Raw genomic sequence first — 23529 nt, forward strand, 5'->3', positions numbered from 1 at the left:
ACCGGATCCGGTGGCCCGGCTCGCTGCCCCGTGGCGCTACCGGGTAGCCCCCACGGTGCAGCGGGTCAGCCAGCCGTTTCCTTGCCTTGCCGGCGGCGCGCCGGCTCAGCGATTGATCTGTCAGGCGGTGAACAGGCCGGACGGTGCAGAGTTCAGCTGGCCGGCGTCGACCGCCGCCGACAGTGCTGACTCCAGGACAGCGACCTGGGCCGGTGTGCGGCGGCGGTAGCCGAACACCTCGAGCGTTTGGGCGAACAGCTCGTCCCTCGTCATTCCCGCACTGGCCCGGCACAGGGCGACCATCGCGTTGCCGATCTCCTCCGGCGCCAACTGCTCCATTGGCCGGGTCGCCCCCGGGTCACGGCGGAAACCGGTCCAACTCGCCCGGTCCAACTGCGCCGGCCAGACGACCTCACCGATTCGAGCCGCCTCGGGCACCAGCGCGGCCAGCGCATCGCGGCGCACCTGGGCCACCCGGCCCAGCCCGAACGCACCCGCGGCCAGCCGGGTCAGCCGGTCGAGGTGGATGGGCCCCTCCGCCTCGGCTCCGGCCGCCAGCACCGCCCGCACCTGCTCGGCCACCCGCCGATTGCCCAGCTGGTCGAGCAGGCTCCGGGTGCCTGCCGGCTCCGGCGTCCACGGCACGAACGGCTCCTCCCCGTCCAGGACCGCCGCGGCGGGAACGACGTCCGCCGCATTTGAAGCCGGAGCCACCGAAGCCGGAGCAGCCGTCGCAGCCACCGAGACGGGAAGCGGCTCGGCCGCGGGCGGGGGAGCGACCGGGGTCTGGGCGGCGGCGACCAGCCGCTCCACCACCGCGTCCGGGTCAGCCAACCAGGCCGGCAGCCACACCCGCTCCACCGCCGGCCAGCGCAGCATCCCGCCGAGCACCTCCACCGGCAGCCCGTCGCGGTCGCCGACCGTCCGCCGTCGCGCCCACGCCGGGCCGTCGAGCAGCACCGCCAGCACCGGCACGTCGGGCGCCGAGGCCAGCGACACGGCCAGGTCCACCTTGAACTCCGACAGCCCGACGTCGGTTCGCACGACCAGTCCACGAGCCCGCAGCGCTTCGGCGACGGAGTCCCGGTGCCGGTCGGGCAGCGAGGCGAACCGTGCGTCCCGCGGCAGCGCATCCGTGCCGTGCGCCGCCAGGTCCAGGTAGGCGCGCAGGTGCTTGATCCCCACCGACGACGTCTGCTCCGCCCGCAGCTCGGCCGGGTCGAAGGAGGAGAACACCACCACCTGTCGCCGGGCGCGGGTGATCGCCACGTTCAGCCGGCGCTCGCCACCCACCTTGTTTAGCGGCCCGAAGTTCAGCGGCAGCTGACCCCGGTCGTTGGCGCTGAATGCGGTGGAGAACAGCACAACGTCCCGCTCGTCGCCCTGCACGTTCTCCAGGTTCTTGACGAACAAGCCCTCGCCGTCGGTGCGGTCCAGCGCCTCGACCAGCCGCTCGTCACCGGCGTCCCGCAGCAGTGCATCGATCAGCGCCCGCTGCTGGGCGTTGAACGTCACCACGCCGATCGAGGGCGGCTCGTCGGGGGAGAGCGCGAAGCGCCGGCGGATCTCCGCCACGATCGCCTCGGCCTCGACCGGGTTGGTGCGCAGCAGCTTGCCCGCCCCCGAGCGGTGGAACGTGCCGTCCACCCGCACCAGCGAGACACCGCGGCCGTCCGGCGCCGAGGAGGCCGGCCCGTGCACCGGCGCCGGGAACGAGGACAGCCGGTTCTCGTAGTACTGGCCGTTGCTGAAGGCGATCAGCGACTCGTCCTGGCTGCGGTAGTGCCACGACAGCCACTGCCGCGGCACCCGCGCCTGCACGCACTCCGAGAGGATCGACTCCTCGTCCTCCACGGCGGTGGCCAGGTCCTCGGGCAGCGAGTCGTCGTCCGTCGTCGGCTCGGCGAAGGACGTCGGCGGCATCTGCTTGCTGTCCCCGACGACGACCGCGGCGTGCGCCCGGCCCAGTGCACCGACGGCGTCGGCGACCCGGATCTGCGACGCCTCGTCGAACACCACCAGGTCGAACAGGCCGGCTCGGGCCGGGAAGAACCGGGCCACCGAGTCGGGGCTGACCAGCACGCACGGCATGACGGCGGTGACCAGCTCGCCGTACTCGGCGATCAGCCCGCGCACGCCGAGCCCGCCGCGCTGCCGGTTCAGCTCGCGCTGCAGCGCACCGACCCGGCCACCGCGGGCGGTGACGTCGAACGACCGTGCGGCGACGACCGATGCGGGCAGCGCGGCTGTGAGGTGTTGGCGCACCGCCCGGGAGGCCGCGGTGAACCGGGAGATCGCCCGCTCGTGCACCGGCGCGTCGAAGACGGCCAGCCCGGTGGCCCCCTCCCGCTCGGTCATCGCGGCGCCGGCCAGCCCGAGCTCGAAGGAGCGGACGGCGTCGTCGGCGGGCACCGCGCCGGACAGCAGCGCCGACCGCGCTTCACCCAGCCCGGCCGAGCGCAGCGGCTCCACCGCGGCGACCAGGTCCAGCCACCGCCGCAGCGACGGCACCCCGGGAGCCGTGACCGCCCGTTCGGCGCGGGTCGCCTGCCACCGGGCGAACAACCCGTCGGTGCCCGCCCACGCCGCGAGCTGCTCCGGCGTCGACCGGCAGACGGTCAGCAGCTGCTGCACCGCCTCCTCCGCGCGGCCGACCGCCGCCGCGGCGGACGGGTTGGTCGCCGGCCCCTGGGCCAGGAGCGCGCGCAGCGCCCAGGGGAAGCCGTCGCTGCCCTCGACCACCGCACCGGCCAGCCGGAGCCAGTCGACCTCCCGATCGACCAGGCCGGGATCGGTCAGCGGGTTCCACGTCGCCGGGACCTGCAGCCCGGGGATCGCCGCGGCACGGGCGGCCAGCGCCCGCGCCGCCGTCTGCACGGCGAGCAGCGCCGCCGCCAGCGCCGGCACCGCCTTCGGCGCCACCTCGCCGGTCAGCACCGGAGCCAGCTGGTCGCGGACGGCGATCAGCCGCTTCTTGCGGCCGAAGAAGCCCGACTGCGCGGCGGCCTGCCCGGCGGCGGCGATCTCCGCCAGCGGCAGGTCCAGCGCGGCCGGCGTCGCGACGTCCAGACCCGGGTGCTGCGCCGTGCGGAAGGCGGCGACGTCGGCCGACAGCGCGGCCGTCTCGGTGCGCCAGCGTGCCGACCGGGTCTCGTCCAGCACCGCCAGGTCGACCGGCGGGCCGTCCAGCACCCGGGCCAGCCCGGCCAGGTCGCCGGGCGTGGTCACCGCGGCCAGCACCGGCGCCAGCCGCGCAGATCCCAGCAACTCGGCGACGGCGGTATCGACCGCGGCAGCGGCGGACGCAGCGGCCGGCACGTCGACGTCGGCGACGTCCACGAAGCCCCACGGGTGGCCCGGCCGCGGCCGGGCCAGGTCGGCGACGTCCGGGAGCCCGGCGAGTGCGCGCCGCACCGCCGCCACGTCGTCCGCCGTCAGCCCACCGACCGCACTCGGCGAGACGGGCAGCGGCGGCACGGAGTCGCCCACGCTGAGCGCACCGGTGTGCGCGCTGTACAGCGAGAGGCCGGCGGCGTTCGGCTCGTGCAGCCGGGTGGCGTACCGGGCCAGCGAACGCCGGGCCGAGCGCAGGTCCTCGCCGTCGGCGGCCAACCCCTGCTCATCGACCTGCACCGCGTGCTCCAGCGCCGCCCGGATCTGCGCCCGCACCACGGCCGGCCGGCTGCCCTTGTCGTGCAGGTCGAGGGCGAACGGGCCCATCCCGACCGCGTCCAGCCGCCGGGCGACGACGTCCAGCGCGGCGCGCTTCTCGGCGACGAACAGCACCCGCTTGCCGTCGGCGACTGCCCGGGCCAGCAGGTTGGTGATGGTCTGCGACTTGCCCGTGCCGGGTGGGCCCTCGAGCACGAACGTCCGGCCGGCGGCGGCCTCGGCGACCGCGGTCAGTTGTGAGGCGTCCGCCGGCACCGGCACGCCGGCCGCGAGCTCGTCGAGGTCGACCGAGCCGTCTTCAGCGACCGGGTCGTCGAACGGGTCGGTGGGGGAGTGCACCAGGTGGGCGACCAGCGGGTTCTCGCTCAGCGTCGCCCAGTGCTCGTCGAGGTCCTTCCACAGCCGGAACTTCGCGAACGCCAGGATCGCCAGGTCGGCGGTGGGCTCCACCCGGTACGGCAGCCCCTGCTCGACCAGCGCGACCCGCATCGCCTGGAGGGCAGCGTCCAGGTCGATGCCGGCGCCGTCCTCGGTCGGTTCGGCCAGGCCGGGGACGCTCAGCCCATGCAGCTGGCGCAGCTTCTCCAGCAGGCAGTAGTTGGGCGTGCTGGTGCCGGACTCGTCCACGGTCAGCCGGTAGGCCCCCGACCGGGAGTGGGCCTTCAGCACGACGGGCACCAGGATCAGCGGCGAGCGCAGGGGCCGGCCGTCCAGCTCCCAGGCCAGGCTGCCCAGGGCCAGGTACAGGTTGTTGGCGCCGGTCTCCTCCAGCACCGTCTTCGCCTTGTAGGCCAGCGCCCGCATCCGGGTCAGGTACGAGGCCTCCGGGACGTCGACGTACAGCCCGCGGCGGTCCAGCAGCAACTCGGCCAGCTGCTCCTGCGGCAGCTCCCGGGCCGAGCGCAGCCCCCGCTCGCGCTGGACGGCGGCCAGCTGGTCACTGGGCAGCAGGGTCAGCGCCGTCCCGCCGTTGACCAGGTCCTCCAGCGCGCCCAGCTGCGCGTCGGGCACGGTCAGCGCGATCCCGGCGCGCGGCGTGTAGTTGATCAGCCGGTTGCGCAGGCTGAGGTCCAGCAGCGCGTTCTTCCACTGCGCGATCCGCGGCGGGGCTGCCTCACGAGCATCCAGCGGAGCCGCCGTCCCGCTGTCAGCCGGGCGGGCCGGGGTGCTGTGCACGGCCGGCCGGTACTCGACCACCTGCACGGTGCCGTCGGCGTCCCGGGTGCGGGCCGGCAGTGGGAGGACGCCGTCGCGCCGGGCGCGGTAGACGTCGACGACGCCGATCACCCGGTCGAGGTCGCCGGTGAGCCACGCTGCGTAGGGCGGGCGGTGCAGCTCGTCGAAGCCGACCGGCTCGGTGCGGGTGGTGAGCATCGTGGTCTCCACCAGCCGGATCAGCCCGAGGTCGACCAGGTTCACCAGGCTGGCGACGTCGGTGGTCGCCGAGCTCTGCGCCGACAGCTCCTCGCGCCAGTAGCCGAGGAAGGCGTGCCCCTCGACCAGCCACAGCAGCGGCCGGATGCCGGCCTGCTCCAGCGCGGCAGCCAGGACGACGACCAGGTCCAAGCAGGTGCCGACCCGCTCGTCGAGCACCTCGCCGGGCGTGCGCACCTTCTGCCCGACGTCGGCCCAGCTGGCCGGCGGCTCGCTGTAGCGGACGGCGCGGGCCTGCACGGCGGCGCAGACCGCGGCGGCGATCGCGTCCACCCGCTCGGCGCCGGCCTGGTAGCCCTGGATCGACGGGCTGCCGGTCTCCGTGCGCAGCAGCTCGGCGGCCTCGGCGACCAGCGCGGTGATCGACGGGTGGTTCGGCTGCACGTGGGCGGCGAGCATCTCCATCGCCAGCTCCAGCGGAGTGGCCAGCCACTGCGCCGCGGCCAGCACCTGCACCGGCACGCGCGCCCGGCCGAGCACCTCGCCGTCCTTCTCCACCAGGACCGACAGCCAGCCGGGACGGCGCTCCTCGACCTGCAGCATCGCCGCCGGGTCCAGCCGCAGTCCGACGTCGGTGAGCCGGGTGGTGTGCCCGGGGTCGACGTCGGCGAACAACTCGACGGCCTCGCCGATCGGGCCAGCGGCGTCCCGGATGCCCACGTGCACGCTGGCGTGCCGCACCGGCTCGTCGTGCCCGGTGAGCACCAGCTGTGAGACGACGGTGATGCCGTTGTGGGCGAGCGCGTAGCTCAGGACGGGCACTGCCGTCACGTCGACCGTGACCCGCGGCCCCGGTGCCGCCCCGTCGATGGACGTCGGCTGGAGCTCCGCGGGGTCAGTCATGCGCCCTGTCTACCGGCCAGCAGCGACGAGTCCGGGTTACGCCGTGACGGTTGTGGCAGCTGGTGCGTCAACGGACGAAGTCGATACGCCTCACTGCGGGGTGACGGCCACGGCGTGTGCTCACGCCACGGCCGGCGCCGCGCTACTGCAGGACGGTGAGCACGAACAGGATGAGGAGCGCTGACAAGGCCACCATGATCAGGCTTCCGGCGACCGACAGGGCGATGTAGTTGTCGCGGGCACGCCAGGCGACCAGTCCGCCCGCGATGGAGGAGACGAGCAGTACTCCGAGCAGGAACCAGATCATCGGTACGTCTCTACTCCAGGGTCCGCGGTCACGGGGCGTCGACCGGCGTGGCCAGCGGGGCCCGGGTGTCGGTCATCAGCTCGATGAGCTCTCGCACCGCTGCCCGCGTGCCGGCGATGTCGTCGGCGACCGGGCTGAGCCCGGCGCGCTCGCCCCCCACCGACATGGCGATGGTCAGGTCGTCGACGACCAGCGCGGAGCGTTCGAACCGCTCCAGCTCGGCCAGCTGAGCGAGCTCCCGCGACAGCTGTGCGGCCTGCTCGCGGTGTCGGATCAGCGCGTCGGCGCGCTCGCCCAGCCGCTCGGCGGCCGCGTCCAGCGCCGTCCACTGCTGCTGCCAGATCACCCTCGCCGGCCCGGTCGGCATCGCCCCGAGTTGGGTGCGGGCGTCGTGGATGCGCAGCGCCAGGTCGATGACGGCGTCGACCTCGTGGTCGCCGTCGAACGCCGCGCGGGTGGCGTCGAGTGCCGGAGATGACCAGGACGGTTCCCGCAGCGTCGCCTCCCACGCCCGGCAGGCCGCACCGGCCACCCGCGCCTCGATCCAGTCGGCCTCGGCCAGCTCGGTCTCCGGCCCGGTGAGAGCGAGCCGGCGGCGCTCGACGGCAGCCTCGCCCGTGAGCCCCAGCAGGGTCAGCAACAGGATGGCGAACAGGACGCCGACGGGCGCAACGAACGTCTGCAGCCCCACGAAGACGCCCACCGCCAGCGCCCACTGGCTCCACGGCGGGAGGCGCCGCCATGCGTCGCCGGCGTCCTGCAGCGTCCCGGTCGGGGTGGGCCAGTACCTGCGTTCGATCCGGTTGCCTCCCTGCGGATGGCGGGTGTTCCACAGCGCCTCGTGCGGCAGCACCCGAGTCCTGCTCTTCGGGTTGTCGGGGTCGGATCTCACGGATCGATGGGACAACCGGAAGAGGGCTGTCCGCAGCTCCGGATCGCCCTTCGTCAGCAGCGCGATGACCTGGTTGTCGGTGTGCACGGCGACGCCCTCCGACGTCACAGAGACCTTGCGGACGTCGCTGCGCGGGATGACCAGAGCGCGCGGACCGTGGCGGTGCCCCGGCCTGGCCAGACGCAGCATCTCGGTGAAGTGCTGCCGGGGACGGGCCTGCCCGAAGAGCAGAGCGCCGGACGTGATCGCCAGGGCGCCGCTGGACGTCCCCGCCCACCGGGCCCGGAACACCCTGTCGATGACGTCGCCCGGGGCGAGCGCTGCGGCCATCGCCTCGACGTCGGTCTTGAGCGGCCGCTTCGTCCACGGACGCCGCAACGCTGCCCGCCACAACAGCTCCGCCGCCTGCTCCACCGGGCCTCCTCCTGACCGCGCGGGTGGGTCCCGCTCGTTCCTGCGACGAAGACGACCACGGGCCACCGACGGGAACCGGGGTCGCCGCACCGCCTGTCACCGGTCCGGGGGACGCCGCTCGCGGCCGTTGCCCCTTCCGGGGGTGGCTCGGACCTGACCGACGTCCGGTGACCCGCCGACTCCTTAGCGTGCCCACCGGCGACACCTGTCGCCTGGCCGTCGGAGGAAGCATGCAGAACCTGTTCGCTGTCGTAGCCGCCCACAAGATCGCTGCGACGGTGGCCACCGCAGCCCTGGTGGTCGGGGCGGGAGCCGTCCACGAGGCAGTGAGCGGACCCGTCATCGCGACAGTGACCAAGGTGGTGGACGGCGACACCATCGACGTCCGGTACGACGGCGAGACCCGTCGGGTGCGACTGCTCAACGTGGACACCCCGGAGTCGGTGGACCCGAGCAAGCCGGTCGAGTGCCTCGCCCCGGAGGCGACCCAGTACCTGAAGGGCCGCCTCCCCGTCGGGACCGAGGTGCGGCTCGAGCACGACGAGGAGAAGTACGACCGGTACGACCGCGAACTGGCCGCGGTCTTCCTCGGCGACGACCTGGTGAACGCCGACATCGTCCGGCAGGGCCTGGGCGTGGCGCTGGTGGTCGGGACGAACACGCAGTTCTACCCGCCCGTGCGGCAGGCGCATGACGAGGCGCGAGAGGCCGGCCGGGGGCTCTACGCCTCCGACGTGACGTGCACCGTCCCCGCACAGGTGGCCGCCCTGGAGCAGACGGCGGCCGACACGGTCGCCCAACAGCCCGTCGCACCGACCGAGCTGGCCGCGTTCGATTCCCACTCCGGTGAGCTGGTCGCTGCGCTGACCACGGCGCGTGCGCTCACCGCTCTCCTGGACCGGGACGCGCGCGCTTTCCCACTGCTGCCGTTCGCCGGCCGCGGGCTGAGCGGTCTGCAGAGCCGGGTGGAGCGCGTCCGCACCGACCTGAACGCCGCCGTCGCGGACAACGACTCGGCTCGGGCGGCCGAGCAGCAGCGACAGGAGGAAGAGGCCCGGCGAGCCGCGGAAGAAGCCGCGCGCCAGGCCGCGGAGGAGGCGGCGCGTCAGGCCGCGGAGGAGGCTGCACGGCAGGCCGCTGAGCAGGAGGCTGCGCGGAAGGCAGCCGAGGACGCCGCAGCAGCGCGAGCCCGCTCGCAGTCGTCCAGCTCGTCGTCTCGGACCTCGTCGAGTGCCCCGAGGACGGCAGCCCCATCGCAGCCGTCCGGCGACTCCGGCCCGAGTGGCTACACCGGCTGCCGGAGCTACGCGCCCGGCGGAAAGAGCTGGACGCCGATGCCGTGCCCGGGCTCCTGACGCCTGCAACGTCGTGGGGTCACGGTCCGCGGCTCAGGACCCGGCAGCACCCTGGGGTGACGAGTTCGCCGGGTGTGCCCGGTTGAGCAGGTCCCGCTGCTGGGCGCGCCGCGAGCGGCGCCTGTGACGAGTGGGCTGCATGGGACGGATTCGTTCCGTGGACGTCGGCTCCTGTCGTTGCGCCGTGCCATGGTCCGCCCCGTTGCACCGAGAGCGGGGGACACATGAGCGGGATCATCGTGGTCGATCAGCCGACCGACGAGCGGGTGGCCATCTGGCAGGTGAGCGTCGGTGACGGCCTCGAGTCGACGATGGCGGGCGCCTGGGTCCTCCCGGCGGACGACGAGCGGATCGACGGGCTGGTGCGCGGACGCCTCCTGGTGACCACCGAGCCGGCCGCCGGGCGGTTCGGCGCCGGAGCCGATCCTGCAGCCCTGGTGACGGCGATCCGCGAGGAGATCGCCGACCTGGACCGGGCCTTTGCCGGGCACCTGGCGTCGCTCCCGTCCACCCGCCGCAGCCTCGTCCGGCCGCGGTGGCCTTCCGTCCCCGACGCGGCGACCCCCGAGTCCGCCGGCGACCCGCTGGCCTCGCGTGCGCTCACTCTGGCCCGCTGGGTCTCCGACCTGCTGACCGCGTGGGACGAGGTGGAGAGCCAGCGGCTCACCCGGCCGTTCCTGCTGTCCTCCGGTGGTGAGACCGCCCGCGACCACCCGCCCGGCTGGCCGGCCGCGCCGGAGACGACGCAGGAGGAGGCAGCGTGAGCGTCGCCGTGCTGGACCTGGAGACCACTGGCCTGCGCCCGGGCGTCGACCGGGTGGTCGAGGTGGGCGTCGTCCTGCTCGACGACCGCGGTGAGGTGGAGGGCGAGTTCTGCACCCTGGTCAACCCCGGCCGCGACGTCGGGCCTACCTCGGTGCACGGCATCTCCGCTCGTGACGTCGCCGACGCACCGGCCTTCGCCGACATTGCCGGCTACCTCAGCCACCTGTTGGCCGGCCGGCTCGTCGTCGCGCACAACGCCCTGTTCGACCTGCGGTTCCTCGGCCGGGAGTTCGGTCGCGCCGGCCTGCCGATCATGCTGTCGCCGTCGCTGTGCACCATGCGCCTGGCCCCGCTGTTCTTCGGCGCGGGCACCCGCTCCTTGCAGGCGCTCTGCGACTACATGTCCATCCCGCTGGAGGCGCACGCGGCGCTGAACGACGCCCGCGCGACCGCCGAGCTGCTCGTCCGGATGCTCGCCTCCGACCTGGGCACCGAACCGCTGGTCGGCGCCGGCCTGACCGTCCGCTTCGCCGCCGACGGCGGCTACGAGGGCTTTGAGCCGCTGGACGCCGTCTGGGCCGACCTCGTCGCCCGGGCGATCGAACCCGGCCCGTGCTCGCCCTGCGACCCCTGTCCTTCGGTGCCCCGGGACGCGGCCACCGCGCTGTCCCGCCGGCGGGACGGCTACCTCGGCGGGCTCGTCGCGGCCCTGCCCGCGCTGGACGGCGCACCGCCGAGCATGGCGCCCTACCTGACCGTGCTGGACGAGGCGCTCGAGGACCGGCTGGTCAGCATCACCGAGGCCGACCAGCTGTTCTCCCTCGCCGCCGAGCTCGGCTGCGGGGCGGACCACGTGCGGGCCGCGCACCGCCTCTACCTCGATGCGCTGGCCACCACGGCGCTGGCTGACGACATCGTCACCGACGCCGAGCTGGCCGACCTGCGGCGCGTCGCCGAGCTGCTGGGCATGGAGAGCCGGGACGTCGACGTCGCGCTGACCATGGTCCGCTCCGGCGCGAAGGTCTCCCTGCCTCGGCGTCCCGGGCTGTTCTCCCCGGGCGACAAGATCGTGTTCACCGGCGAGATGTCCCGCAGCCGCGACGACCTCGAGCAGGCCGCCCGGGACGCCGGCCTGCAGCCGATGTCCTCGGTGTCCGGCAAGACCAGCCTGCTGGTCTGCGCCGACCCGGACTCCCAGTCGGGCAAGGCCCGGAAGGCCCGCAGCCTCGGGGTGCGGGTCATCGGCGAGGCGGTCTTCTGGGAGTCGCTGTCCCTGGCGGGCGCCCGGTGAGCAGCAGGCCCGCGTGACCGCGCGCGTGTTCCCGGCGGAGCCGACCTTCGAGTCACCCGCCGAGCAGTCGTTCGTCCAGGCGCTGCGCGACCAGTTGCCCGACGACGTCGGCCTACCCGACGTTGTCGCTGCAGGCCGCCGCGCTCCTCCACACGCTGGGGGCAACCGCGCGCTCGTCGACGGGCACCAGCGACTGGGCTGGTTGGGCACAGTCGTCTTCCTCGACCCCAACGCCCACGAACCGGAGCTGAGCGACGACGCCGCCTTCCAGCTGGTCATGGACGTGGCGGCCGGCTCGGCCGAGGTCGAGGAGATCGCCGAGCGACTTCGGACTAGGCGCGCTGACCCGCTGCGGATGCCGAGCATGACGAGCGGGTCACCAGGGGCAGTTCACGTGCGACGCCGCCGGCCGCAGCGACTCAGCTCGGTCGTCCGCCTCGTTGACCTGTTCGGGGGACTGCCTTGATCACGCGCCGCAGCATCCCGGACAGTAGCCAGGATGGGGTCGATCGAGGGAGTGGCGGGCAGATGACGCAAGCACAGCCGGCGCGACGCACGCGCCGGCGTCGGTGTCCCCGGTGCGGGCAGCTCGGGGCACTTCCCGTGATCTACGGCCTCCCGGACATCACCGCGATGGACCTCGCCGCCGAGGGCAAGCTCATCCTCGGCGGCTGCATGCTCGGGTCGGATGATCCCGACTGGCTCTGTCTGCCCTGCGCGAAGGGGCCGGATCCGCAGACCGACTGACCGGTCAGCTCACCGCTGGACGACGACCGTCACCGGCACGTGGTCACTCCGACCACTTTCACCCAGGTGTCGAAGTCGCCCACCTCGACCTCAGCCGCTCGTAGCCAGGCCGGTCGGCGGACTCAGCCACCCGCTGCGCCGGGCGAGCGGCCCAGGCGCTCCAGCGCGGCGGTGAAGCTGTCATTCCACAGCCCGAGGTGCGGCCACGCGTCCCGCACTCTGGCCGTCGCCTCCGCCGCCGGCAGGCCCTCCGTCCGGCGCAGCCACGCCCGCAGCACCAGCCCGGTGCGGGACGCCCCGCCGTGGCAGTGCACGAGCACCGGCCGGCCCTCGGCTCGCAGCGCCGCCATGTCGTCGAGGACGTCGGCCAGCACGGCGTCCACCTCACTGTTCGCGTCGTCGTCGGTCAGGTAGGCGTACCGCTGCACCTCGTGCCCGAACGGCTCGCCGGTGCGGCACAGCGAGACGACCGCGAAGTCCCGAGCGCTGATCCGCGCACCGTCCAGGTCGGCGGCCCACACACCCGGCAGCACCTCGCGCGGCTCGATCCGCGGGCTGCGAGCCGCGACGTGCCGGTTGGTCGGGGTGCCGTCCAGGGTCATGGCGAGGGCGTGCAGGTCGGCCAGGTCCCAGCGCTCGTCGGCGTAGCCCGGCACCCGGCCGTGGACGACGGAGGTCCAGCGCATCGGGATGCCGGCGATGCCGAACACCGCACCGGCCAGCCCACCGGCGACGGCGGCCACCGTGTCGGTGTCGCCACCGAGGTCGATGACCAGCCGCAGCACCCCGGTGAAGTCGTCCGCGTGCCGCAGCGCCCACACCGCGGAGCCGAGCGTCGGCCACACCGCGCCGTTGCTCTCAGTCGCCTGGTCCGGCGTCCAGTTCGGTGCCAGCACGGTCGCCCAACGGTCGCGGTGCTCGGGCGCCACGAGCTCCAGGGCCGCGGGGATCGCCGCCAGCGGGTCGCCGCCGTCCAGCGCCACGCGCAGCAGCTCGTGGAAGACCGCGCAGCCCTCACCGGCCGACGGGTCGCCGTGGGTGAGGGCGGAGATCCGCCGGGCGGCGTCCATGGTGGCCGCGGTGCCGGACCGGGCGAACCAGATCGCGGCCGGCGTCGTCCGCATCAGCGAGCCGTTGCCGGCCGCGTGCCCGGAGCGGGCGAAGTGCTCAGCCGCGGCGACGTCCCACGGACGGCCGGAACCGAGGACGGCGCGGGTCTGCTTCCCGGCGTCCGGCGGGTCGGCGCGCAGCCAGGTGCGGAACCGGTCGAAGAGGTCGGCCTCGTCCAGACCGCCCCGCTCGACCAGGGACGCCGCCACGAGCAGCGCCATCTGGGTGTCGTCGGTGAACTCGCCCGGCTCCCGGTCCAGCGCTCCGCCGCCGCACATCTCGGTGGCCACCCCGCGGGCGTCGCTGGGGAAGCGAGCGGAGAACCGGCCGGCCGGGCCGAACTCGAACGGGGCGCCCAGTGCATCGCCGACGGCGGAACCGATCAGCGCGCCGGCGACACGGTGGTCGCGCGGCATGAGTCCGGACATCTGGCCTCCCTCCCGGTGGCACGGCGTGCAACCGGCTACGAGTCAGCCGCACACACGCCCTACGGTCAACGGGTGAGTGACCAGGCAGAGCAGGACCGTTCATCGGGGGGCCACCGACGCCCGTCCGTCGCGGTGGACACCGCCGTCCTGACGGTGGACGTGCGCAACGGCGCCCTCGGCGTCGTCCAGCACCAGCGCCGCGGGGAGTGGGCGCTGCCTGGCACCTTCCTGCACGAGGGAGAGACGCTGGCCGACGCCGTCCTCCGCTCGCTGGCGGAGGAGGTGGGCTTCCGCGGGACGCGCCCGCAGCAGCTGCACGTCTTCGAGGACACCGAACGCGATGACCGGGGCTGGGTCCTCTGCGTCGCGCACGTCGTCCTGCTGCTCGCCGAGGACGTCGACCCGGTGGTGGCGAGCCGGGACGACGTCCGGGTCCTGCCCGTGGACGACGCCGTGGGGCAGCCGTTCGACCACGAGGTGATCGTGCGCCTGGCCGTGGACCGGGTGCGGCAGGACTACGCGCTGCAGCCCGACCCCGCCGGCCTGCTCGGCGAGGCATTCCCGTTGAAGGCCCTGCAGGCGCTGCACGACGCGGTGGCGCCACAGCCCGGCCCGGGGGAGAGCCGGCCGTCCATCGACACGTTCCGGCGCTACATGGTCGGCAAGGGGCTCATCCAGCCCACCGGCGAGTTCGCTCGCAAGGAGCGGCCGGGCGCCATGGGCAAGCCCGCCGAGCTCTACCGTCGCGCCGGGGACAGCCGGGACGCGACCGACGTCCTCGGCATCCGCCCGGTGCGCCAGGAACGCAACCGGGCCGAGCGGCCGGTGGACGACGCGGGTCCGGCCCGGACGTTCGGCGAGCTGGGCGCGCAGAACGTCGCGCCGGCGATCCAGCGGCTCGTGGACGAGGTCGGTGCCCTGGTGCCGTTGACCCTCACGGTGATGCCGCACTACGTGGCCGTGCGGCTGGTGGGGGAGGAGCGGGTCGCTGCCTACGCCCGGCCGCAGACGCTCTCCGTCGGACTCGACCCGGACGCCGCGGTGACGGTCGCAGAGGACGACCCGGACTTCCGGCTCGAACGCACCTCAGCGGCGACGCACCACCTGCACGTGCCCGCTGCTGCCCTGGACGAGCCGGCGCGCCGGCAGGTGGCCCGCGCGGTGCTGGAGCAGGCACTGGCCCGCATCGCCGGTGCGCGCTGAGCCTCGGGGAACCCGTCGGGCGTGAGTCTCGCCGTCCTGGGGCACAGGTCCGAAGATGCGCGGCCAGCACCGGCCGCTTCACCAGAGGGAGACCACCATGGCAGGCATGATCCGCAAGCTCCTGATCTCCGGCGTCGCGTCGAAGGTCATCCAGGAAGCCCGCAAGCCGCAGAACCAGGCGAAGCTCAAGAAGGCGTTCGCGGACTTCCAGGCCAAGCGCAGTGGCAAGGGTTCGGGCGGCGGCAGCCGCTACTGAGTCCGCTCCCGGCCGTACCGGCACGAGCGGCTCGAGTGCAGGGCCGGCGCCGCCGACCACCGCGGCGTCCGGCACTGGACTGTGGTGACTGCGGCCCGTCGACCGGCGCAGCCAGCGGCGCCCGGGTGCGGGTCATCAGCTCGATGAGTTCTCGCACCGCGGCCCGTGTCATCAAGACGCGCACTGCGCCGAGGACCTTGCGCTCGTCGCTGGCGATGAGTGGGCAGGAACAGCCCCCCATCGGCGGATGACCGGCGAGGATGACGGTGTGCCAGCCGACCACCGTCCGGCGGTGCCGCCGCTCGCCGGCGAGGAGCACGTCTGCCGGTCGTGCCCGTTCTCCTACGCCGATCACGACGTCGACCGCGCGTCGGCAGTCATCGCGGCCATCCCAGCCCGAGCCTGGGCGCTGTTCGGCTCCCTCGACGAGGCGACGTGCCGGCAGCCCGGCCCGGACGGCGCGTGGTCCGCGGTGGAGTACCTGTGCCACCTGCGCGACGTCTACGCCGCCTCCACCATCCGGCTGCACCGGGCGCGCACCGAGGACGACCCGGCCCTCGAACCGATGCTCAACGACCTGCGGGCCCGCCGCTTCGGCTACCGCGACGCCGCCGTCGAGCCTGCGCTGGACCAACTGCAGGCCCACGTCACCGGCCTTCTGGCAGAGATCATGCGAGTCGGGCCGGAGGACTGGGGCCGACCGGTGCACCGTCTCCCGAACGAGCACCGCAGCGCACGGTGGCTGGTCCGGCAGGCAGCGCACGAAGGCGTTCACCACCTCCGTGACATCACCGAGGTCTCGCGGCAGCACTGACGGCCAGTGCGGACGACGGTGACCAGCGTTCGGCCACCGGGGTCAGCAGGCGCGGGGCGGCAGTTGACGGAGCGCTCCGGTCCCGTAGGGCTACCGGCGGCGCCGCGGCCACATCCCGGTCTTCCGGCGCCCCTCGGACGCCTCCCCGCCGCCACCTGCGCCGAGAGCGCCGGCGGCGAGCCGGGCGACCTCACCCGGCCAGCCGTCGTCCCCGGCCAGCACCAGGAAGTTGCGGGCCACGATCGCGGCGACCTCCTCGTCGGGAAATCCCGAGCGGAAGAGCACGTCCCGCAACGCCCAGCCCTGCCCCGCCAGCTCGCTGGCCGCCACGGTGACCGCCAGTTGTTCCACCTGCGCAGCTGCCAGCCGCTCCGCCGCCCAGGGCAGGGCCGACCGCACCACGGACGGCGGGGCGGAGCCAGCGAGGGTCAGGAACCAGTCGGGGTCTTCCAGCAGCAGGTGCCCGAGCAGCGAGGCGGAGCTCGCCGGCCACTCGTCGACTCCCGCCCACTCCCGCACCAGCGCCTCCCGCACCACCGGCCGGCCCGTGGCCAACCGCGCCAGTCCGGCGAGGTCATCGGTCAGTTCCAGCAGCGCCACGGGCTGGGGGAGCGTCACCGACTCCTCGACGAGCGCGGCCGCGGCCCCGCCGACCTCGGTCAGTCGGCGGCCGCGCGCCAATTCGGCGACGAAGGCCTCGCACAGCTCCGCCCGGGTCAGCCCGGTGAAGCCGGTCGGTACGGCCGCCTGGGCCGCGCCGCCGAAGACGGCGGTCAGCGCGGCGTCGAGCTCCCGGTCGCGCAGCCGGTCCCAGGCATCGGGGTGCTGGGCGAGCGCCGTCCGCAGCGCCGTTTCGACCTCCGGGGACGACGCAGCCACCGCGCAGGCGACGTCCACGGCGTCCGGGGAGGACAGCCACCACCCGGCCTTCTCCGACTCCAGCACCCCGACCAACTGGGGCGGGGTCAGCGACGCAGGGTCCATCCCGGTCCAGGTGTCGGTGAACAGCCACCGGTCGAGGGTCTCCAGCTTGCGCACGTTGTCCGAGCACAGCTCCTTCTTCGCCGCCGCCTCCAGCAGCGCCCGCGCCCGCGCGGTGTCCTGCCCGTCGGGCACGACGTCGTTGGGCACGTCCGACCCCACGTGCACCCGCACCGGAGCAGCATCACCCGAGGCGGACGCCGTCCCCACGTGCAGGGCGACGGCCGAGGCCAGCGCCCGCGGCAGCACGTCGAAGACCGCCTCGGCGACGTCGCGCCCCGACGCCGTCCGGGCCGGCAACCCGACCACCCCCGCACCGGCGGCCACCGCAGCGAGCACTAGGGCCACGCCGGGCATGAGGGCGTCGACGTCGTCGGCGGTCAGGGCCGACAGCGACCGGCGGGCCGACGGCACCTCCACCGCCGGCACCTCCCGGGAGGGCTCGGCGTCTCCGGGCAGCTCGTCGAGGAACCCGTCGCTGTTCCGGAACGTCAGCACGTCCCGAGGCGTGACCCGGCCGTCGCTGTCCCAGAGCAGGTGCACCAGGTAGTTGCCCGGCCGGCCGAACGCATCGGTCCCGGCCGGGACCTTGCGGTAGGCGATCCGCCCGCCGGCGGTGTGCAGCAGGCCGAAGGACTCCCCGGCCCCCAGCCCGATCAGCGGGCCGAGCGTCGCACGGCTGTCGCCGACCTCCGCGGGCCAGTCCGGGGACAGCTGGACGACGCCGAAGCCCGGTCCCTCCAGCGTCCGGCTCGCCGACGTGTAGACCAGCTGCGGGCAGGTGGTCATCGGCCCAGCCGATCACCGGCGGCGCGGGGAGATGCGTCGTCGTCCAGGCCCTCGCTGGGCAGGAGGCCGTGCCGGGCCAGCAGCACCAGCAGCGGTTCCAGGCAGCCCACCGGGCTGATCGAGGGGTAGGCGCCCTCGCTCGCCTCCGACCCGGTCGCCGAGACGGCGTGCACGGTCGGGTCCGGCAGCCGGGTCAGCAACGTGGTCAGCAGGTTGCTGCCGCCGTTGGCCTCCAGGAAGTCGACCAGGCGGGCGCTGTTGTCCCGCACGTCCTCGAACAGTCGCGGCAGTCCGCCGAGGCTGATCTCCGGGTTGCGCAGCGTGTCGGCCGGGAAGTCCGGCCGGGCGAGCAGCTTGTCGGCCTTGCTCAGGACCACCCCGGTGGAGACCCCCTGCAGGAAGCCGTCCGGGCGCAGCCCACGTGAGGAGCGCAGCAGGTCGGCCAGGTTGACCAGCATCTGCGTCGGCCGGGCCATGCCCAGCGCGCCCTCGCCGGGGTCGGCCACCGCCTGCAGCCGGGGGAACATGCCGGGGGAGAGGACGACGAGCACTGCGCTCGCCTCGTAGAGGAACTTGCTGAACCGGCCCAGGTCCTCCTTCCGGTACAGCTGCTCCCCGGAGGCGTCGAACAGGACGAGGTTCATCGCCCGCTCCGGACCGCCCTGCGTCGTCCGCCGCAGCACCAGCGTCAGCGGCTCCGGAGACTCGCCCTCCTCCAGCAGCGGCGGGGTCAGCGGCAGCTGCCGGTGGTCGACCAGCAGCGGCTGGTGGTAGTGCCGCTCGAACCGGTCGGCGCTGTACTCGTCGAGCTCGACCGAGATGCCCAACGGCGCGAGCGCCCCGGCGTGCAGCGCGTCGATCAGCACCGTCAGGAAGGTGCTCTTCGAGGCGCCGGTGAGCCCCACGACGCCGACGACGACGGTCGGCCGCGCGGCGTAGTCCGGCGGCAGGCGGTGACCGTTCGGGCAGACCGGTACGGCGTCGACCGCGTCGGAGGCCGCCGCCCTCGCCGGGGACGAGGGGCCCGGCGCCGGCTGGCCACCCCACCGTCCCTCGCCGAAGCGCTGCCACGCCGAGCGCCGCTGGACCGGCATCGGCTCGAGCCCGCCGCGGGGACTGCGCAGCAGCGGCACCGGGAAGGACTCCAGGCACCGCGGGCAGACGAGGTCCTTCTTCGCCACCTCAGCCCACCAGCGCGAGGTAGCCGAGCACCGTCGTGATGGCGAACACCAGCAGCAGCACCCGCTGCCGCTGCAGGTAGCGGTGACGGCGGGCCTCCAGCGCTTGCTGGGCCCTCGCCCGCTGGTACAGACCGGACACGACGCCTCCTCGGATCAGACGATGACGTAGGTGAGGCCGGCGAGGACCATCGCGGTCACCAGCCCGAGCAGGACGGCGACCCCGATCGCGGCCGCGAAGCCGGTGGGGGTGTCGGCGATCGCCCGCTCCAGCCGGGAGAGGTGGTAGCGGACCGCCTCCCGGACGGCGGCGGTCGACCGCAGGTCCTGCAGCGCCGACCGGGGAGCCGGGATCTCCGAGGGCTGCTCCAGCCAGCGGGTCTGCTGCTCGACCTCGCGGGCCAGCTCCGCGATCGAGGGCCGCCGCTCCGGCGCGACCCGCAGCGCGTGCGACACCGGGTCGAGCAGGTTGGGCGGGACGGCGGCGAGGTCGATCCGGCCGTGCTGCAGTTCCAGCCAGTAGTCGGCGGGGCGCAGTTCGTCGTCCGGGTCGACCGGGTGCCGGGCCGCCGCGGCGTAGGCGACCACCATGCCCCAGCTGAAGACGTCGCTGGCCTGGGTCAGTGGCAGCCCCTGCAGCTGCTCGGGGCTGGCGAACAGCTTCGAGCCCAGGCCGGCCAGCGTGGTGGTGACCGTGCCGGCGGGCCCCTCGGAGCCGAGGTAGCGGCTGATGCCGAAGTCGACGAGGACGACGTCCCGCTCGGTGATGATGATGTTGGCCGGCTTCACGTCGCGGTGGACGACCGAGGCCGCGTGCGCGTCCCGCAGTGCCCGGAGCAGCCCGATGGCGATCCGGCGCAGCTCCTCGGCGTTCAGCCCGCCCTCCCGGGAGGCGAGGAACTCGTCCAGCGGGGTGCCGGCGACGTACTCCTGCACGTAGTAGGGGCTGGCCGCGTCGAGGTCCTGGTCGACGATCTGGGCCACCCGGGGACTGCGGATGCGGGCGGCGTTCTCGACCTCGCGGGCGAACCGCCTCCGGACCAGCTCCCCGGCACCGGCCGGCAGGCACTTGACGACCACCATCGGGTCGGCGGCATCGCTCCGGCCGACGAAGACGTCGGCACCCTGCCCGCCGCGCGGCAGCCGGCACAACAGCCGGTAGGGCCCGATCTGCGCCGGGTCACCGGCTTCCAGCGGGTGCACGCGGCGGTGCCCGAACCCGTCGGCCAGCCCCTCGGTGGGGGACGAGGCGTCTGACATCGTGCCGCGCCCCTCCCGTCGTCGGATCGACCGCGGCCCACCGTAGAGCCCGTACCTGTGCCTGCACCATGAGTCCGGATCGCTCCGCCGTGGCCGAGGTGGCCGGCATCCCGGCCGACGCCCGGGGCCTCACCCTCCAGAGGTAGCGGAACCGGCCAGTCCCGCCCGCACCGTCAACTGCGTCCACCACCGGACCGACCAACACCTGGTGACCTGGTCGACGGCGCCTGCGGTGGCGACACCCCGGATGATGGCGCGCGTCCTCGCGACCTTCTACGTCGCGGCCGGCATCGCCGGCATGCTCGCCGTCTTCGGTCCGGACGCCGGCACCGAGGGGCGCTGGGCGATCTTCGGCCTGGCCATCGTCGTCCTGGCGTGCGGCGCCGTGGCGTTCCGCTGGGGCCCGCACTGGCCGCGCCGGGTGTTCCACTGGCCGGTCGCGTCGGCCGCCGGGCTGGTCGCCTGCGCGGTGACGGTCAGCCCGGACGCCGCCACCGCGATGGCTGCGGCCTCGATCATGGCCTTCGTCGCCGTCGACGCCTGCTTCTTCTTCAGCTTCCCGCTCGCCTGGTTGCACATGACGTTCGGGATCACCGCGGTGACCGCCGCCCTGCTCGCCCAGGGCGACGTCCCCGGGGCGATCGCGCTGGGCCTCGACGCGATCATCGTCGCGCTCGGCACCGTCGTCCGCGGCCTGGTCATCCGGGCGTCGAGCGCCAGCCGCGACCCGCTCACCGGCCTGGCCAACCGCCGCGGTTTCGACGACGCCCTGCACGAGCTGCGCACCGCGTCGTCCCGCACCGGGGAGTCGCTCTCCGCCGCTCTCGTCGACCTCGACCACTTCAAGCAGATCAACGACACCGCCGGCCACGAGGCCGGGGACCGGGTGCTCTGCCGGATCGCCGACGTGTGGCGCCGGGAACTGCCGCCGACCGCCGTCTTCGCCCGGCACGGCGGCGACGAGTTCGCGCTGCTGCTGCCCGGCGTCGGTGGTGCCGAGGCGCTCACCCTGGTGCGCCGCATCGCCGGCGAGCACCCGGAGATCGGGATCTCCTGCGGTGTCGCCGAGCACCGCTCCGACGAGGGCGCCGCCGAGCTGATGCGCCGGGCCGACCGTGCGCTCTACGACGCCAAGGCCGCCGGCCGCGGCCGGTGCGAGCTCGAGGGCGGCAACGGCTCCGCGCTGGCCCGCGACCTCGCGGCTGCGCTCGCCGCCGGTGAGGTGGCGGTGCACTACCAGCCGATCGTCGCCCTGCCGGACGGCGTCGTCGTCGGGGTCGAGGCGCTGGCCCGCTGGACCCACCCCGAGCGCGGCCCGGTGCCGCCGGAGGAGTTCGTCGCGGTCGCCGAGCAGAACGGGCTGATCTTCGCCCTCGGGGCGCACGTGCTGCGCACCGCGTGCACCGAGCTGGCCGGGGTCCGCGCCCCGGCCGGCGAACAGGTCACCGTCGGCGTCAACGTCTCCGGCCGCGAGCTCAACGACCCGGGCTGCGCGCAGCGCGTGCAGGACGTGCTCGCCGCGACCGGGTTCCCCGCCCGCCACCTCGTCGTCGAGGTGACCGAGAGCATGCTGGAGGGCGAGTCGCCCACCGCCGTCGCCACGCTGCACGCGCTGCGCGCCGTGGGGGTGGTGGTGTCCATCGACGACTTCGGCACCGGCTACTCCTCGCTCAGCCGGCTGGACACGCTGCCGGCCGACGTCCTCAAGCTCGACCGCTCGTTCGTCGAGACCGTCAGCTCCTCACCGCGCCGGGCACAGATGCTGCAGAGCCTGGTGACGATGTGCCGCGGGCTGGGCCTCGACGTCGTCGCCGAGGGGGTGGAGACCGCCGAGCAGGAGGCCGCGGTCCGCGCCATGGGGTGCACGTTCGCGCAGGGCTGGCGCTACGGCCGACCGGTCCCGCTGCCCGACCTGCTCGCCGGCCTCGCGGACGACGTCCTCCTGGAGACGGCCTAACGTGGGTGAGGCAGCTGCCCGCTCCGGAGCAGGTCCGAGCGGAGGAGGCGACCTCGTGCGGCAGGTCCGGTCCCGGGCACCCGAGGTGGCCACACCGCGGATGACGGCGCGCATCCTCGCCGTCTTCTACGCCTTCGGTGGCGTCGCCGGGCTGCTCGCCGCGCTGGGGGCGACGCCGCATCCCGAGCGGAACTGGGCCGTCACCGGGGTCGCCACCAGCGCGCTGCTCGGTGCGATCGTCCTCGCTCGCTGGGGCACGCGCTGGCCACGCGGTGCGTTCCACGTCCCGGTCGCCGGGGCGACCGCCCTCATCGGAGCAGCGGTGGCGCTGGCACCGGACCCGCTGACCTCGCTGGCCATCGCGTCGATCGTCTCCTTCGTCGCGGTCGACGCGTTCTTCTTCTTCCGTCCTGGGCCGGCGCTGCTGCACCTGGGCACGGCACTGGTCGGCACCAGCACGGTGCTCGTCCTGCGCGGGGACGTCCCGGTGGCCACCGCGCTGGCGCTGGTCACCGTGGTCGTGGCGCTGGGCACGGTCACCCGCGCCCTGGCCTGGCGGGCGTCGAGCGCCAGCCGCGACCCGCTCACCGGGCTGGCCAACCGGCGGGGCTTCGACGCATCGCTGCAGGAGCTGCTCTGCGCCGCGGCCCGCCGGGGTGAGCCGCTGTCCGCGGCGCTGCTGGACCTCGACCACTTCAAGCGGATCAACGACACCGACGGGCACGAGGCCGGTGATCGGGTGCTGGTCCGGGTCGCCGAGGCGTGGGGAGCCGAGCTCCCTCCCCACGCCGTGCTCGCCCGCCACGGTGGCGACGAGTTCGCGCTGCTGCTCCCGGGCCTGACCGGGCCGGTCGCGTTGGCGGAGTTGGAGCGGCTGACCGCGCTGCACCCGGGCATCGGTGTCTCCTGTGGGGTCGCCCAGCACGCCCCGGGGGAGAGCGGGGCCCAGCTGATGCGCCGGGCCGACGCCGCTCTCTACGTCGCCAAGGACGCCGGGCGGGACCGCTGTGCCCTCGATGGCGCCCGCGGCACCCAGTTGTCCACCGAGCTCGCGGCGGCCGTCGCCGCCGGGCAGCTCGGGGTGGCCTTCCAGCCGGTGGTCGAACTCGTCGGCAACCGGGTGATCGGCGTGGAGGCGCTGGCCCGGTGGGAGAGTCCCGGACGCGGCGCCGTCCCGCCGGACGAGTTCATCGCCCTCGCCGAGCAGCACGGTCTGATCGCCCCGCTCGGTGAGCTGGTGCTGCGCACGTCGCTGGTGCAGCTCACCGCGCTCCGCGAGACGACCGGCGTGCAGCTGGTCCTCGGCGTGAACGTGTCGGTGCGCGAGCTGGCCGACCCCGACTACCCGCAGCGGGTCGCCGCGCTGCTGACCGAGTTCGGCTGGCCGGCCGACCACGTCGTCGTCGAGGTCACCGAGACCCAGCTGGAGTCCGACGTCGCCGTCGTCCGGCAGAACCTCGAGACGCTGATGCGGCTGGGCCTGGTCGTCGCCGCCGACGACTTCGGCACCGGGTACTCGTCGCTGAGCCGGATCGACGTGCTGCCCGTCCAGCACCTCAAGCTCGACACGTCGTTCATCGCCTCGATCACCACCTCCCCGCGCCGCGCGCAGTTGCTGGCCAGCATCGTCGCGCTGGCCGACAACCTCGGCCTGGGGCTGGTCGCCGAGGGCGTCGAGACCGTCGAGCAGGACGCCGAGCTCCGCCGGCTCGGCGTCCTGCTCGCGCAGGGCTGGCTCTACGGCCGGCCGATGTCGGTCACCGAGCTGGCGGTGTGGCTGGCCGACCGGTCGGTCGACGGCGCGTTCTCCATCGCGGGCTGAGCGAGCGGGGC

Annotated in this window: 18 protein-coding genes; 10 read left to right on the top strand and 8 right to left on the bottom strand. The window is 74.2% G+C overall.

The features are described 5' to 3' along the window. Nucleotides 1–120: 120 nt before the first annotated feature. The 3 genes from O2W15_RS20580 to O2W15_RS20590 form a co-directional block, all read right to left on the bottom strand. Nucleotides 121–5949, bottom strand: coding sequence for a DUF4011 domain-containing protein (locus O2W15_RS20580; protein WP_269180768.1), 5829 nt, complete (start codon nt 5947–5949; stop codon nt 121–123). Between the two features lie 142 nt (nt 5950–6091). Then, entirely contained in the window at nt 6092–6256 is a 165-nt protein-coding gene (locus tag O2W15_RS20585; RefSeq protein ID WP_269180769.1) for a hypothetical protein, read from the bottom strand. A gap of 28 nt (nt 6257–6284) precedes the next feature. Continuing rightward, the gene (locus O2W15_RS20590; protein WP_269180770.1) at nt 6285–7562 is read right to left on the bottom strand and encodes a hypothetical protein; all 1278 of its coding nucleotides are present in this window, start codon (nt 7560–7562) and stop codon (nt 6285–6287) included. Between the two features lie 230 nt (nt 7563–7792). Here O2W15_RS20590 and O2W15_RS20595 point away from each other — a divergent pair, with 230 nt between their 5' ends. The 5 genes from O2W15_RS20595 (at nt 7793) to O2W15_RS20615 (ending at nt 11720) form a co-directional block, all read left to right on the top strand. Beyond that, the gene (locus O2W15_RS20595) at nt 7793–8917 is read left to right on the top strand and encodes a thermonuclease family protein (protein WP_269180771.1); all 1125 of its coding nucleotides are present in this window, start codon (nt 7793–7795) and stop codon (nt 8915–8917) included. Nucleotides 8918–9141: 224 nt separating this feature from the next. After that, nucleotides 9142–9681, top strand: a complete 540-nt coding sequence (locus O2W15_RS20600; RefSeq protein WP_269180772.1) for a hypothetical protein — start codon at nt 9142–9144, stop codon at nt 9679–9681. Continuing rightward, nucleotides 9678–10973, top strand: coding sequence for an exonuclease domain-containing protein (locus O2W15_RS20605; protein WP_269180773.1), 1296 nt, complete (start codon nt 9678–9680; stop codon nt 10971–10973). The genes O2W15_RS20600 and O2W15_RS20605 overlap by 4 nt, the downstream gene beginning before the upstream one ends. A 13-nt stretch (nt 10974–10986) precedes the next feature. Then, on the top strand, nt 10987–11439 hold the full coding sequence (locus tag O2W15_RS20610) for a hypothetical protein (RefSeq protein WP_269180774.1): 453 nt from the start codon (nt 10987–10989) through the stop codon (nt 11437–11439). A gap of 137 nt (nt 11440–11576) precedes the next feature. Beyond that, on the top strand, nt 11577–11720 hold the full coding sequence (locus O2W15_RS20615) for a hypothetical protein (RefSeq protein ID WP_156119226.1): 144 nt from the start codon (nt 11577–11579) through the stop codon (nt 11718–11720). A gap of 122 nt (nt 11721–11842) precedes the next feature. Here the strand turns inward: O2W15_RS20615 and O2W15_RS20620 are convergent, their stop codons facing one another. Continuing rightward, nucleotides 11843–13258 carry an ADP-ribosylglycohydrolase family protein gene (locus O2W15_RS20620; RefSeq protein ID WP_269180775.1) on the bottom strand — a complete coding sequence of 472 codons (1416 nt, stop codon included), beginning with the start codon at nt 13256–13258 and terminating at the stop codon, nt 11843–11845. A gap of 72 nt (nt 13259–13330) precedes the next feature. On the opposite strand from O2W15_RS20620, the gene O2W15_RS20625 reads away from it, so the two are divergent. From O2W15_RS20625 to O2W15_RS20635, 3 genes are all read left to right on the top strand, one after another. Then, complete coding sequence (locus tag O2W15_RS20625) at nt 13331–14461, top strand: NUDIX hydrolase (protein WP_269180776.1); 1131 nt, start codon at nt 13331–13333, stop codon at nt 14459–14461. Nucleotides 14462–14567: 106 nt separating this feature from the next. Then, complete coding sequence (locus O2W15_RS20630; protein ID WP_269163711.1) at nt 14568–14717, top strand: hypothetical protein; 150 nt, start codon at nt 14568–14570, stop codon at nt 14715–14717. Nucleotides 14718–14985: 268 nt separating this feature from the next. After that, a complete protein-coding gene (locus O2W15_RS20635) occupies nt 14986–15531 on the top strand; it encodes a DinB family protein (RefSeq protein ID WP_269180777.1) in 546 nt (181 codons plus the stop codon). A gap of 90 nt (nt 15532–15621) precedes the next feature. Here O2W15_RS20635 and O2W15_RS20640 read toward each other — a convergent pair whose 3' ends face one another. The 4 genes from O2W15_RS20640 to O2W15_RS20655 are packed head-to-tail and all read right to left on the bottom strand — an operon-like array spanning nt 15622 to nt 19739. Next, nucleotides 15622–17301, bottom strand: coding sequence for a GAP1-N2 domain-containing protein (locus O2W15_RS20640; RefSeq protein ID WP_269180778.1), 1680 nt, complete (start codon nt 17299–17301; stop codon nt 15622–15624). Further along, nucleotides 17298–18482 carry a TRAFAC clade GTPase domain-containing protein gene (locus O2W15_RS20645; protein ID WP_269180779.1) on the bottom strand — a complete coding sequence of 395 codons (1185 nt, stop codon included), beginning with the start codon at nt 18480–18482 and terminating at the stop codon, nt 17298–17300. The genes O2W15_RS20640 and O2W15_RS20645 overlap by 4 nt, the downstream gene beginning before the upstream one ends. 1 nt (nt 18483) lies before the next feature. Continuing rightward, on the bottom strand, nt 18484–18621 hold the full coding sequence (locus O2W15_RS20650; protein ID WP_269163716.1) for a hypothetical protein: 138 nt from the start codon (nt 18619–18621) through the stop codon (nt 18484–18486). A 14-nt stretch (nt 18622–18635) separates the two neighbouring features. Next, complete coding sequence (locus O2W15_RS20655; RefSeq protein WP_269180780.1) at nt 18636–19739, bottom strand: serine/threonine-protein kinase; 1104 nt, start codon at nt 19737–19739, stop codon at nt 18636–18638. Nucleotides 19740–19947: 208 nt separating this feature from the next. Between O2W15_RS20655 and O2W15_RS20660 the strand changes: the two genes are divergently transcribed. After that, nucleotides 19948–21696, top strand: a complete 1749-nt coding sequence (locus tag O2W15_RS20660) for a putative bifunctional diguanylate cyclase/phosphodiesterase (RefSeq protein WP_269180781.1) — start codon at nt 19948–19950, stop codon at nt 21694–21696. Between the two features lie 55 nt (nt 21697–21751). After that, nucleotides 21752–23518, top strand: coding sequence for a putative bifunctional diguanylate cyclase/phosphodiesterase (locus tag O2W15_RS20665; RefSeq protein ID WP_269180782.1), 1767 nt, complete (start codon nt 21752–21754; stop codon nt 23516–23518). The last annotated feature ends 11 nt before the right edge of the window (nt 23519–23529 follow it).

This window comes from Modestobacter sp. VKM Ac-2979 (genome assembly GCF_026967995.1).
GTDB lineage: Bacteria > Actinomycetota > Actinomycetes > Mycobacteriales > Geodermatophilaceae > Modestobacter.

Excerpts from the sequence above, each read along its gene's own strand:
- O2W15_RS20580 (WP_269180768.1), bottom strand. The coding sequence starts at position 5,949 with ATGACTGACCCCGCGGAGCTCCAGCCGACGTCCATCGACGGGGCGGCA.
- O2W15_RS20585 (WP_269180769.1), bottom strand. The coding sequence starts at position 6,256 with ATGATCTGGTTCCTGCTCGGAGTACTGCTCGTCTCCTCCATCGCGGGC.
- O2W15_RS20595 (WP_269180771.1), top strand. The coding sequence starts at position 7,793 with ATGCAGAACCTGTTCGCTGTCGTAGCCGCCCACAAGATCGCTGCGACG.
- O2W15_RS20600 (WP_269180772.1), top strand. The coding sequence starts at position 9,142 with ATGAGCGGGATCATCGTGGTCGATCAGCCGACCGACGAGCGGGTGGCC.
- O2W15_RS20620 (WP_269180775.1), bottom strand. The coding sequence starts at position 13,258 with ATGTCCGGACTCATGCCGCGCGACCACCGTGTCGCCGGCGCGCTGATC.
- O2W15_RS20630 (WP_269163711.1), top strand. The coding sequence starts at position 14,568 with ATGATCCGCAAGCTCCTGATCTCCGGCGTCGCGTCGAAGGTCATCCAG.
- O2W15_RS20640 (WP_269180778.1), bottom strand. The coding sequence starts at position 17,301 with ATGACCACCTGCCCGCAGCTGGTCTACACGTCGGCGAGCCGGACGCTG.
- O2W15_RS20655 (WP_269180780.1), bottom strand. The coding sequence starts at position 19,739 with ATGTCAGACGCCTCGTCCCCCACCGAGGGGCTGGCCGACGGGTTCGGG.